The organism is Nitrospira sp. (assembly GCA_016788885.1).
Taxonomy (GTDB): Bacteria; Nitrospirota; Nitrospiria; order Nitrospirales; family Nitrospiraceae; genus Nitrospira_A.
Window position 1 is genome coordinate 30,765 of record JAEURX010000014.1, and the last position, 12,145, is coordinate 42,909.

At 58.8% G+C, this 12,145-nt stretch carries 9 protein-coding genes; 3 read left to right on the forward strand and 6 right to left on the reverse strand.

Features of this window, described 5'->3' with window-relative positions:
- Positions 1–23 precede the first annotated feature (23 nt).
- The 6 genes from tadA to JNL86_03920 form a co-directional block, all read right to left on the reverse strand.
- Positions 24–2,336 (reverse strand): Flp pilus assembly complex ATPase component TadA, encoded by a 2,313-nt coding sequence (tadA, locus tag JNL86_03895; protein MBL8042039.1) that lies wholly within the window; start codon positions 2,334–2,336, stop codon positions 24–26.
- Positions 2,337–2,575: 239 nt separating this feature from the next.
- Complete coding sequence (locus JNL86_03900; GenBank protein ID MBL8042040.1) at positions 2,576–4,282, reverse strand: proline--tRNA ligase; 1,707 nt, start codon at positions 4,280–4,282, stop codon at positions 2,576–2,578.
- Between the two features lie 6 nt (positions 4,283–4,288).
- The gene (rseP, locus tag JNL86_03905; protein ID MBL8042041.1) at positions 4,289–5,680 is read right to left on the reverse strand and encodes an RIP metalloprotease RseP; all 1,392 of its coding nucleotides are present in this window, start codon (positions 5,678–5,680) and stop codon (positions 4,289–4,291) included.
- Positions 5,681–5,705: 25 nt separating this feature from the next.
- Positions 5,706–6,866 (reverse strand): 1-deoxy-D-xylulose-5-phosphate reductoisomerase, encoded by a 1,161-nt coding sequence (locus JNL86_03910; GenBank protein MBL8042042.1) that lies wholly within the window; start codon positions 6,864–6,866, stop codon positions 5,706–5,708.
- A gap of 32 nt (positions 6,867–6,898) precedes the next feature.
- Positions 6,899–7,747: a phosphatidate cytidylyltransferase gene (locus tag JNL86_03915; GenBank protein MBL8042043.1), complete on the reverse strand. Its 849-nt coding sequence runs from the start codon at positions 7,745–7,747 to the stop codon at positions 6,899–6,901.
- Positions 7,748–7,790: 43 nt separating this feature from the next.
- Positions 7,791–8,576, reverse strand: a complete 786-nt coding sequence (locus JNL86_03920; GenBank protein ID MBL8042044.1) for an isoprenyl transferase — start codon at positions 8,574–8,576, stop codon at positions 7,791–7,793.
- Positions 8,577–8,769: 193 nt separating this feature from the next.
- Here JNL86_03920 and tldD point away from each other — a divergent pair, with 193 nt between their 5' ends.
- From tldD to JNL86_03935, 3 genes are all read left to right on the forward strand, one after another.
- Positions 8,770–10,206: a metalloprotease TldD gene (tldD, locus tag JNL86_03925; protein ID MBL8042045.1), complete on the forward strand. Its 1,437-nt coding sequence runs from the start codon at positions 8,770–8,772 to the stop codon at positions 10,204–10,206.
- Between the two features lie 2 nt (positions 10,207–10,208).
- Positions 10,209–11,567 carry a TldD/PmbA family protein gene (locus JNL86_03930; GenBank protein ID MBL8042046.1) on the forward strand — a complete coding sequence of 453 codons (1,359 nt, stop codon included), beginning with the start codon at positions 10,209–10,211 and terminating at the stop codon, positions 11,565–11,567.
- 98 nt (positions 11,568–11,665) lie between these two features.
- Positions 11,666–12,121 (forward strand): hypothetical protein, encoded by a 456-nt coding sequence (locus JNL86_03935; GenBank protein ID MBL8042047.1) that lies wholly within the window; start codon positions 11,666–11,668, stop codon positions 12,119–12,121.
- The last annotated feature ends 24 nt before the right edge of the window (positions 12,122–12,145 follow it).

Below are 12,145 nucleotides of genomic sequence, written 5' to 3' on the forward strand. Positions count from 1 at the left end.
TGTGACGATTGGCGGAGCGCCGGTTACTTGATGGCGACAGCCTTAACCTCTTTGTAGGTCGTGTGCCCCTGCAACACCTTTTGAATGCCGTCCTGCACCAGGGTCGTCATGCCGTCGTCCATGGCGGCCTTGAGCATTTCATCCGTTTTGGCTTTGTTTTGGATCAACTTCTTCATGTGATCCGTCCCCAGCAGCAACTCGTGCAACGCCACGCGGCCCTTTAACCCGGTGCGGTTGCAGGTATCGCAGCCTTTCCCTCGATAGAGTCGGAAATTGGCGTCGAAGGGAACGTTCAGCGATTCCCAGTACGCCGGGCCATACCCCAGCCGCAATTCTTCATATTCTTCCTTGGAGGGCTGATAGGCCTCTTTACAGTCTTTGCAGATGCGCCGTGCTAACCGCTGAGCCAGCACCCCCAACATGGCATCGGCGAAACTGAAGGAGTCGCAGCCCATGTCCAATAGACGCGTGATGGTTTCCACGGCGCTGTTGGTGTGCAAGGTGCTCAGCACCAGGTGACCCGTCAGCGAGGCTTCGATCCCGGTATCCGCCGTTTCCTTATCGCGCATTTCTCCGACCATGATGACGTCCGGGTCGGCGCGGAGAAAGGCGCGCATGGCGGCCGCGAAGGTGAATCCGATTTTCGCATGAACCTGCACCTGGCGGAGACCGTATTGCGTGATTTCGACCGGGTCCTCTGCCGTCCAGATTTTGATGTCCGGGGTGTTGATGTACCCGAGGACGGAGTGCAGCGTGGTGGTTTTCCCGGACCCGGTGGGGCCGACGCAGAGGATGATGCCGTAGGGCTTTTGAGCGATATTCTTGATCTCGCGCAAGTTCCGGTCTGAGAACCCCATCTTATCAACGGGGAGCGGTTCGCTTGCGGCGAGAATACGCATGACGACGTCTTCGTTATAGCCGGCGGTCGGGATGGTGGCGACACGCAGCTCAATTTCCTTGTTCTCGCCGATCTTGAATTTGATCTTGCCGTCCTGAGGCTTGCGGCGTTCCGCGATGTCGAGGCTGGCCATGATCTTGAGCCGGGACACGATGGCGCGGCGATAACTTGGCGGGATCTTCATGTATTCGAAGCAGTCGCCGTCGACCCGGAACCGAACGAGCGTGTCGCGTTTTTCGCCGTAGGGTTCGATATGAATGTCTGAGGTGCCTTGGCGGAACGCGTCCGCAATGATTTGGTTCGCGAGACGCACGATGGCATTGTCGTTTTCATCGAGTCCGGCACTGGACGCTTCTTCCTGAGCCTCCAGCTGGGACTCGCTGACCAACTCGCCGAGAATGTCCGAGACATTCTCGTTCATCTTGGTGACGGTTTCTGGAGTGCCGGTGGTACTCGTCAGAAACAGGGCGATGTCGCGGCGGAGACTGACGGCGAAGCGGATATTCAGGCCAGGAAAGGTGCGTTTAATGTCCTGGACGCGGTCCAAATCACCGGGGTCGTCGGTCAGGATCTCGATCGCGGCGCGATCCCGCTTCAGGGGCATCCAGTGGTTTTTTTTCAGATAGTCGACATTGAGATTTTTCAGTAGCTCGATGTCGACGATGGTGCGTTCGTTGTACTCGATGTAGGGGCACTTGTGGAAGTTGGCCAATGACTTGCCCAGTTCGGCCTTCGGAATTTTGTATTTCTCAATGAGAAGCGATTCGATGTCCGTCGTGCCCTTCTTCGCTTCGGTCAAGGCGACATCGAGATCCTGTTGTGAGATTTTGCCGTTGTTCAGTAGATAGTCGAATTTCGACGGTGGCTTTTTGGAGGTTTTTCGCAGCGTGTGAAATGCCGTCCCCAGCGCTTTGGCGATTTCCGCGACGCATTCCTCGTCTTTGCGCGTGAATCGCCCACCGCTCTTCTTGTTGAGAAGCTGGATGACGCCCATGAGATATTTGTTTTCGGCAACGACGGGATAGGTGAGGACCTGCTTGGTCTTGAACCCCGTGTTCTTGTCGTAGGTGGCGTCATGGGTCAGCGCGGGATGAATCGTGCCCAGCTCGGCCAGGCTATAGGCATCTCCCACATTGACCGGGCGGAGGTACTTGGCGCAGAACCCCGGAAGACTCTGTTCTGTGATCGGGGTGCGCACTTCCTGAACCGTATCGAGATGGGGGATCTTGGAAAAGATTTCCTTCTTTTCCGAGTCGACGACGAACAGCGTGAGATCTTCTGCGTCGAAACAGCTGAGAATGTCGTGGCGTAGGTCGAGGAGAATTTGATCGATGTCTGCCGCGGCGAGGATCTGTGCGCTGATCCGTTTGACGTTTTCGGCGTTCCCGGCCTTGAGTGCGGGGTCACTGACACCAGGCAGCGGAGCTTTGGGCTGCATCACGTTGTCTCCAACAGGCTGAACGGGGAGCTGAGTGTGGTGTCGGGATGCAATATCGGACTGGGAACCTGCGTCAGGCACAGGTTCCTGGCCGGGCTTCTTCCGTGTGTGTCAGTGTATCGCAACGGCGGGTCAAGGCAAGCAAAAGGCATTTTCTCAAACCCGGAGTTGCGGTCGGGTGGGGGCCTGGTGACGCAACGTGGAATGAGCGTGGTGACGGTGGAGAAGCGGAGGAAGGGTCAGGATGCAGACTGCATCAATGTCGTCAGTGTCTGGAGGACTTGGTCGGGGGCGATTTTTTTCGTTTCGCCGGTCTGACGTATTTTGAGTTCAACCTGCCCCTGTGCCAAGCCCTTTTCCCCGATGACCAGGTGGAAGGGGGCACCGATCAGGTCGGCATCGTTAAATTTGACCCCGGCGCGTTCGTCACGGTCGTCCCAGAGGACTTCGATGCCGGACTCTTGTAGTGATCGGTACAAAGAGCCTGCGAGCTGGCTGACCGGCTCGGACTGACTGAGCGGCAACAGGGTGACGTGAAACGGCGCGATGGGAATCGGCCACTTGATGCCCTTGGCATCGTGATTCTGCTCAACCGATGCGGCGGCCACGCGGCTTACGCCGATGCCATAACAGCCCATGACGGCCAACTGTTCCTGTCCTTGCGCGTCGAGGAACGTCGCCTTCATGGCCTGGCTGTATTTCGTGCCCAACATAAAGACATGGCCGACCTCAATGCCTTTGGCCGTCTTTAGCGTGCCATCGTTCCGCGGAGAGGGATCACCGGCCTGTGCATTCCGTAAATCCGTGAATTGATCCACGGTGAAGTCACGGTTCCAGTTGGCGTCGACGTAATGGGTATCGGGTTGGTTGCCTCCCACGGCGAAGTTGGCCATGGCTTTCACGGCCCAGTCGGCCAGGATCCGGATCTTTTTCAGACCGACAGGCCCAACGTATCCGACGGGAGCGCCGGTCAATTGCGGAACGAGTTCCGGGGCGACGAGTTCAATGTCGGTGGCACCTAAGAGGCGTTTGACCTTAATCTCGTTGACCGCATGATCGCCGCGAACCAGCACGGCCACGGTTTCTTTCCCTGTGCTGTACAGAAGGGTCTTGACCAGTTGGGCCGGAGTGATGTTCAGGAACGATGTGACCTCTTCGACTGTTCGCCGTCCAGGAGTCGATACGGCGGTGAGCGGGCGAAGTGCAGGCAACTCGGCTGGCTCAGGCGCCAACACCTCGGCCCGCTCGACGTTGGCGGCATACGTGCCTTCCCCGCTATAGACGATGGTTTCTTCGCCGGTCTCGGCCAGCACCATGAATTCGTGTGAGGATGTTCCGCCGATCAGGCCAGTGTCCGCCTCTACCGGTCTGAAGGTGAGTCCGCAGCGGGCGAAGATGCGGTTGTAGGCCTCGTACATCTTTTGATAACTCAGCCTGGCCCCGGCTTCGTCTCGGTCGAAGCTGTACGCATCCTTCATGATGAACTCGCGTCCCCGCATCAACCCGAAACGGGGTCGGATTTCATCCCGGAACTTCGTCTGGATCTGATAGAAGTTGAGCGGCATCTGCCGATAGGAGCGGACTTCGCGGCGGAAGAGGTCGGTGATCACCTCTTCATGCGTCGGACCGAGGCAGAAGTCACGCTCGTGGCGATCCTTGAATCTCAGGAGTTCCTTGCCGTAGAAATCCCACCGCCCCGTTTCCCGCCACAGTTCGGCCGGGGAGGCGACGGGCATGAGGACTTCCTGTGCGCCGGCGCGGTTCATTTCCTCACGGACAATCTTCTCGATTTTTCGAAGAACACGTAATCCAAGCGGGAGATAGGTATAGATGCCGGCCGCAACCTTGCGAATCATGCCGGCGCGCAGCATGAATCGATGGCTGACCGTTTCAGCTTCGCCTGGATCTTCTCGCAGCGTGGGGATGAGTGTTTCGGAAACGCGCATGTGGGGTTATGGGGAAATCAGTCGCTCAATGTCGTTCCAGAAGGCAAAAATCATGATGCCGACTAATAGCACCAATCCCACCTGTTGTGCCAGTTCTCGCTGCCGATCTTCAAGAGGTTTTCGTCGAATCGCCTCAATAAAGAAAAACAATAAGTGTCCCCCGTCCAAAATGGGAATGGGCAGCAGGTTGAGCACGCCCAGGTTGATGCTCAGCATCGCCATGAGAAAGACCAGGCTTGAGGTGCCCTGTTCGGCGGCATCCCCCGCCGTTTTGGCGATTGTGAGCGGCCCGCCGATGTTTTTCCGCGAGATATCTCCCGTGATGATCTTGTAAATGCCCACCACCGTCAGCTCGGTCCATCCCCAGGTGGCCTGGGCTCCGAGCCAGGGCGCCTTCAGCGGTTCGTTGGTTTGGAGAATCGTCTGGTTCTGAGCCGAAATGCCGATTTTTCCTATTTCAGCCGGTTTCCCGTCCACGGTCGCCTTTTCGCCCATGGGTGTCACGGCGACCGTTTGGGCGGATCCGTTCCGTTGAATCTCAAACTGCAGCGCGTGGTTCGGGTTCTCCCGCACCAGCGCAGTCATTTGGGACCAGGTGAAGATGTCGTGTCCATCGATGCGTACGACGCGGTCTCCGGCAGTGAGTCCTGCAGCCTGCGCGCGGGAGCCGGGGATGACGGCTGTGATGACCGGAGCCCGCTCCTCAATGCCAAGTTGATAGATCGTGGTGGGCTTGCCGTTGTCCTGCACGGTGGTTTTACCCGGAGTTACGAGCACCGTCTTGATCTGTTCCCCGCGAGTGAGGTCCAACGTCAGCTGCTTGCCGTTGCTTTGGGAGATGAATTTCAGCAACTCCGCATTAGTCGAGATCTCTTTCTCATTGACCCGGATGATCCGGTCGCCGGGCTTTAATCCGGCCTGATCGGCCGGCGAGCCAGGAAGGACGGCTTCGATTTCCGGAATGATGTCCTTGAAGCTGGGCACCGGCAGCGTGTAGCCGAGCCCGATATAGGCCGTATAAATCAAATAGGCGAGGATGAAGTTGAAAATCGGACCGGCTGCGACGATGAGGGTCTTCCCCCACAGCGATTGATGGACGAAGGCTCGCTTCTTGTCTTCGGGGGTCAGAGGCTCGTGTTCGTCCTCGCCGAAGAGCTTGACGTAGCCACCGAGCGGAACAACCGAAAGGAGGTATTCGGTTTCACCAATTTGCCGGCCGAAGATCTTGGGTCCGAAGCCGAGGGAAAACTTCAGCACCTTGACGCCGACCCAGCGTGCGGCCAGGAAATGTCCCGCTTCATGGAAGGCGACGAGGACGCCCAATACCACCAGGAACGGAAGGGCCCAGTGGGTCAGCATCGACACCACGTCAGGGGACCAGACAAAGGTTGTTCCCACAACAGCACTCCTTGGGTTCAGGGTATTACCGCGTCAAGGCGTGGACCAGGGACTCGGCCTTTTCACGAGCCCAACGATCAGCTTCGAGAGCATCATCCAAGCCCGCGATGGGTCGCGGCGTGTGAGCGTCCATTGTACTCCGAATAATGTCCGGAATATCCAGAAAACGGATTCCGCTCTGGAGGAAGGCCTCGACGGCCACCTCGTTGGCGGCATTCATCGTGGCCGGCATGGTGCCACCGATTCGTAAGGCGTCATAGCCGAGCTGTAAACAGGGAAATCGATCATGATCCGGCTTGAAAAACGTCAACGTGGCGATCTCGGTCAGGTCCAGGGATGGAAGGTCCAGCGGCATCCGCTCGGGATACCGCATGGCATAGGAGATCGGTGTCCTCATGTCCGGGAGCCCCAGCTGGGCGATCACCGACCGGTCTCTGTATTCTACCAGAGAATGGATGATGCTCTCGCGGTGGACCAGCACTTCGATCTGCGTCTCCGGAATATCGAAGAGCCACCGGGCTTCGATGACCTCCAACCCCTTGTTCATCAAGGTGGCCGAGTCGATGGTGATCTTGGCGCCCATTTTCCAGTTCGGATGTTGCAAGGCGCGCTCGGGTCCCACATCCTGGAGTTGCTCGCGAGAGAAGTTCCAGAGCGGCCCGCCCGAGGCGGTCAGGATCACGCGTTTCACGTCTTCCCGGCGATGGCCTTCAAGCGATTGAAAGATGGCGCTGTGCTCACTGTCGATGGGGAAGATGCGGACGTGGTGTTTCTTGGCCTCCGCTTGCATCAGGGCTCCGGCCATGACCATCGGTTCTTTATTGGCGAGTGCGATCTGTTTGCCGGCTCTGATCGCCGCCAACGTGGGGACAAGGCCTGCTCCGCCGACGATGGCGGAAATCACCAGTTCAGCGTCCGGCGATTGCGCCACCTGTGCCACCCCTTCCTGGCCGGCGAAGATCTTGACGGGGAGGTCGGCGCAGCGCTGTCGCAGTTTTTCTGCGGCGGCTTCGTTGGCTAGGGCGGCGAAGGCCGGGCGGAACCGGCGAATTTGTGCTTCGAGTTTGTCGTCGTTCGAGCCGGCGGTGAGGCCGATGACGCGAAACTCCTGCGGAAACCGATCCACAATATCGAGGGTGTTCGTGCCGATTGAGCCGGTCGAACCCAGAATGACAATGTTCTTCATGGCATGCTCCAGAGCAGGCGGACAATCATGCGTTACACGTTGGCGACGATCGCGACATAGTAGTAGAACGCCGGTCCCGTGAACAAGAGGCTATCGAGTCGATCCAGCATCCCGCCATGGCCGGGAATGAGCGCCCCGGAGTCTTTAAACCCCGCATGGCGTTTCATGGCCGATTCTGCGAGGTCGCCGATGAGGCCGGCAATCGTGAGGAGCAGACCGAGTGCGAGGCAGTCGACGAGTGAGAAGCGCGGAAGAAACCAGGCTCGTGCGACGACGGCTGCCAGGCAGGCGAGGACAATCCCTCCGGCCAATCCTTCATACGTTTTCTTGGGACTCACGATCGGTGCGAGCGCATGTCGCCCCAGCGACTTTCCCGCGATGTAGGCCCCGGTGTCTCCGGCCCAGGTGACCAGCACCACAAAAAAGATCAACATGGTTCCATCAGGCTGGGCTCTCGTCAGAAGGAGATAACCGAGCGACAGGCCGACGTATAAGACGCCCATGATCAGCACCATGCCGTCAAGAAGCGAATCTTTCAAAGGCTTGCCGGAGAACAGCGGCATACACAAGGCGGATGACAATGTCCCCGCTAGGACGGTGCGTTCGCTGAGCAGGCCCGGCCACTGCGTGCTGCCGAGGAACAGGCCGGTGAAGGCGACGCCGGCCCATCCCCACCAGGGCCAGGACGCGGGGCCGACATGCAGGCGATAAAATTCGCCTACTGCGAACATCCCCGAGATGACGACCAGCACGAAAAAAGCTACCGGTCCCAGGTCGCGCACGAGAAAAAAGAAAATCGGAACAAACACGACGGCCGCGAGGACGCGGCGAATCGTTTCCGACGAGGAACGGGGGCGAGCATGGTCCAGGGGGGGCGGCATCGTCTCCTCGCACTGGCATGCTCCCGGTTTCACCACGAAGAGACTAGGAGGAAACGCTGCTGAACACTCGACCGAAACGGCGCTCGCGCCGCTGGTATTCAATCAGCGCGACCAACGTTTCGCGTCGACGGAAATCCGGCCAGAGAGTCGGGGTGAAGTAGAGTTCCGTATAGGCCAGTTGCCATAACAGAAAGTTGCTGATTCGAGTTTCGCCGCTGGTGCGAATCAAGAGGTCTGGGTCTGGAAGATCGTGTGTATAGAGCGCCTGTTGTAGGACCCCTTCGTCGATCTGATCGATCGTGAGCCGACCTGCGTGCACGGCCTGCGCAAGATCCTTGGCTGCATCAACGAGTTCCGCACGGCCGCCGTAACTGAGGGCCACGTTGAGGATGAGTTTGTCGAGATGGGCGGTTTCCTGTTCGGTGGTGCGGACCCACTGCAGCGCCGACGCGGGAAGTGCCGTCACACGGCCGATCGTCTGGAAGCGTACGCCCTTCTCGACCAGGCTCGATCGCTCGGTCGAAAGATAATGTTCCAGCAATCCCATGAGCGCCGTGATTTCCTGGGCCGGCCGGTTCCAGTTTTCCTGTGAAAACGCATAGATCGTCAGGACTTTGATGCCCAATTCCAGGGAGAGTGAAATGAGCTCCCGAACGGACTTGATCCCTTCCTGATGACCGGCGATGCGTGGAAGCCCTCGCAGCTCCGCCCATCGGCCGTTGCCATCCATGATCACGGCAAGATGTTTGGGCAGCAAGTCAGGGTCGAGTTGCGAGAGCAGGTCGGCGTCTGGTGGTGGCTCAATTTCGCGGGATCGAGGGTCAGTCATGGAGCGGCGTGGGCACCTGTTTCGTATGTGATGCAAGCCCTGGAGTCAGTAATTCGAGTCTAGCGGTGGGGTCCTGGAAAGTCAAACGGAATTTCCCAATTTCGCTGTATTTGCAGATGGTTCGAACGTGCTCGCATTGCACCGCCGGAAATGAGTGCGTTATACTCACGCACCGCACGAGAGGAGAATGTTCATGGCCAAGGACGAGTCCGGGGCGTTGGCGCGTTTCGGAGTGACCGATCGAGACATCGAGCAGGCGCTGGGACGGGTCAAGGTGTCCAACGTCGACTACGCCGACCTCTATTTCGAATATTGTCAGACCGAGTCGGTCTCCATGGAAGAGGGGATCGTCAAACGGGCGACGAAGAGTATTGGCCAGGGCGTCGGAGTGCGGGCGACAGCCGGTGAGAAAACCGGCTTTGCCTATTCCGATGAGCTGACCTCCAAAGATTTGAACATTGCCGCCGATACGGCGCGGTATATCGCCAATTCCGCTCAAGGGACCGCTCCCGTTCCCGTCACCCATCGACCGGCCCCGACCCGTGATCTCTATCCTCATGATCGCGCGAATGTGGAAGTGGCGACCCGGGACCGGGTGACGTTGCTCAACGCCATCGACGCGGAAGCCAGGCGGTACGATCCGCGGATCAAGAACGTCATGGCGGCGTACAATACCGAATATAAGGTCATGCTGGTGGCAACGTCCGACGGGTTGATGGTCGGCGACATCCAACCGTTGTCCCGGCTTCAGGTGACCTGCATTGCCGAAGAGAACGGCAATCGTCAGGTGGGAACGTTCGGCGGGGGAGGCCGGATCGGGTTAGCCTATTTCCAGGACAATCAACGATATCTCCAGTTTGCCAGGGAAGCGGCTCGAGAGGCGATTCTGAATCTCAGCGCGGTCGACGCTCCCGCCGGAGTCATGCCGGTTGTGTTGGGCGGAGGCTGGCCCGGGATCCTGCTGCATGAAGCGATCGGGCATGGGTTGGAGGCTGATTTCAATCGCAAGAAGACCTCGGCCTTTTCCAACTTGGTGGGGAAACGGGTGGCCTCGGATGTCTGCACGATTGTGGATGACGGGACGCTGCCGTTCCGCCGCGGCTCGCTGAATGTGGACGACGAGGGGACAGCGACCAGTCGCACCGTGCTGATCGAGCGGGGGATTCTGCGTGGCTACATCACGGATAAATTGAATGCGCGGCTGATGGGCATTCCGCTGACCGGTAACGGCCGACGGGAAAGTTATCAGAGCGTCGTGTTGCCCCGTATGACCAACACCTTCATGTTGGCCGGCGAGTCTGATCCGCAGGACATTATCAAATCGGTGAAAAAGGGCTTGTACGCCGTGTCGTTCGGCGGCGGTCAGGTCGACATTACCAACGGCAAGTTCGTCTTCTCGGCCAGCGAGGCCTATCTCATCGAAGACGGGAAGATCACCAAGCCGGTGAAGGGCGCCACCTTGATCGGCAACGGTCCGGAGATCCTCACGAAGGTGTCGATGGTGGGACACGATTTGAAGCTCGATGAAGGCATCGGGACCTGTGGCAAAGACGGGCAGTCGGTGCCGGTCGGCGTGGGGTTGCCGACCATCCGGATCGATGAAATCACCGTTGGTGGAACGAAGGCATGACCATGACACGTGAGATCGGAGCGCAAGACTATACGAACGTCGCCCAGGATCTGTTGGCACGAGCGGCGAAGCATGGGGCGACGGCAGCGGACGTGATGGTCGCCGACGGGGAGACCCTCTCGGTGCAAGTCCGCATGGGGGCGGTCGATCGCCTCACAAAAGCCCGAGAGAAGCGGTTGGGGTTACGGGTCTTCTTCGGCCACCGTTCCGCGAGTGCCTCGACCTCCGATTTTTCTCACGATTCGCTGGATCGGTTCGTGGGAGAAACCTGTGCCCTGGCCCAGGCTGTGGTCGAGGACCCGGTGTCAGGATTGCCCGAGCCGGGGCACTATGCCACCGAATTGCCGGACCTGAACATCTACGACGCCACGAAACTGCAGACCGATCAGCAAATCGATCTCGCACTCCGCGCCGAACGCGCGGCGTTTGCGGCCGATTCCCGTATTACCAACTCGGAAGGAGGCGATTGCGATTCCTCATCCGGGCGGATCATCCTTGCGAATAGTCATGGGTTTCTCGGGCAGTATGCCAACAGTAGCTTTTCGTTGTCGGTGTCGCCCATTGCGTCCGATGCGGCGGGTATGCAGCGCGACTATTGGTACGGCGTCAATCGCACCTTCTCGAAGTTGGAGAGCCCGGAAGCCATCGGACAGGAAGCGACGAGGCGGACGGTCCGCAAGCTGGGAGCGCGTAAGGTCCCGACGGGCCGGGTGCCGGTGATCTTCGATCCCGAGGTTGCGGGGAGCCTGCTCAGTCATCTCTGTAGCGCCCTGTCGGGCTATGCGTTGTATAAAGGCGCCTCTTTTCTCATCGGACAACGTGGCCAGCAGATCGCTCCCGAGTTTGTGACGATCTATGATGATGGCCGGATGCCGGGAGGGCTTGGGACACGCCCCTTCGACGGTGAAGGACTGCCGACGCGGAAACAAGCGATCGTGGAACGCGGACGCTTGGCCAGTTATCTGCTGGATACCTACTCGGGGAAGAAGTTGGGGTTGCCTTCCACGGGAAACGCGTCACGAAGCATCGGCGAAAGTCCCTCCGCCGGGCCGACCAATTTCTATATGGTGCCGGGGACCACTGCTCCGGCGGAGATCCTGGCCTCAGTCAAGCAGGGACTCTATGTCACGGATCTGATCGGGTTCGGTATCAATATGGTGACCGGAGACTACTCCCGTGGCGCGAGCGGGTTTTGGATTGAGAATGGGGAGTTGGCCTATCCGGTTGAAGAGATCACGATCGCCGGCAATCTGAAGCAGATGTATGCGACGATCGAGACCATCGGATCGGATCTGGTGTTTCGTGGACGGATCGCCAGCCCGACGGTGAAGATTGCAGAAATGATGGTCGCGGGAAACTAACGTGGTTGGAAGGCCGGTGATGCGGTGGTCGGGGCAGTGCCCATCGGCCTCCATATCCGGAACATGGCAAGCATCACAAGAGAGTAAGGAAACACATTATGGCGCTGGATGCCGAATTCGGAAAAATCATGTTGCAGTTGATCACTTCCCGCTACGAGGATCGGCATTGGCGAAAGAGAATCGAGAAGACGCTTAGTTTGCCGCAGAGCGGCGTCGGCGATGAACGGCAGCAGCAGATGTTTCTGTATTTGAAGTTGAATTTGAAGGCCTACAAGTCCAGGCGTGCGGATCCCGACTCCTGGATTCTTGGTGGGTACGCCACGAAGGAAGTCATCGATCGCGCCAAGTTTCAGCCGCATCTCGTCGGCCAAGGGATCACGGCCGAGGAGGTGGCGTTTCTCGGGACCGATCCAGGTCCGGAGATCGACGAAGCCTGGTGGGAAGAGATGCTGGTGCAGTGGTTCGGCGCTCCAGAGGACGACGAGCCAGTGGAGCCGGCCGCCGAAGCTCCTGCGTCCGAGGCCGGTGCGGAGAGCAGCCCTGCCCGCAGCTAGCCGAGTCTCACATCTGCCATCCGC